This is a genomic window from Mycobacterium sp. 1245499.0 (genome assembly GCF_001673615.1).
Taxonomy (GTDB): Bacteria; Actinomycetota; Actinomycetes; order Mycobacteriales; family Mycobacteriaceae; genus Mycobacterium; species Mycobacterium europaeum_A.
This window is the reverse complement of sequence record NZ_LZMG01000077.1, coordinates 1-535: the sequence shown is the minus strand read 5'-3', so window position 1 is coordinate 535 and position 535 is coordinate 1. Positions and strand designations below refer to the sequence as shown.

At 72.1% G+C, this 535-nt stretch carries 1 protein-coding gene; it reads left to right on the top strand.

The features are described from left to right. A partial coding sequence (locus A5646_RS04020; protein ID WP_156765509.1) for a catalase occupies window positions 1–535 on the top strand: 535 nt, incomplete at both ends.

Here is a 535-nt window from a genome sequence, read left to right as displayed (position 1 = left end):
CGCCGCCGCGGTCGACGTCGGTGGCTTCGCCTATGCCGGTGCCTGGCTACGGCCCGGCACGCTGACGCCGCCCCGATTCACCGATCGCTTCGAGCACGTCTATGGCCGCCACGCCGGGTTCCGGCGAAACCACGCCAAAGGGCTCAGCGCCACCGGCACGTTCGTCAGCACCGGGGCGGCAGCGGGGATCTGCCGGGCCGCGGTCTTCGCGCCCGGAAGCGTTCCCCTGATCGGCCGGTTCTCTCTGTCCGGTGGGTTGCCCGACCAGGCCGACAAGCTCGACACCGTGCGCGGGCTGGGGCTGCTGTTCGACGGGCCCGCCGGGCGGCAGTGGCGCACCGCGATGATCAACCTCCCGGTCTTCCCGGACAGCACCCCGCAGGGGTTTTACGACCGGTTGCTGGCGTCCAAGCCGCTGCCCGGCACGGGCAAGCCCGATCCGCGGCAGATGGCCGCGTTCCTGCAACGCCATCCCGAGACCGCCGCGGCCATGCGGATCATCAAGCAGGCGCCGCCGAGCACGGGATTCGCCGAC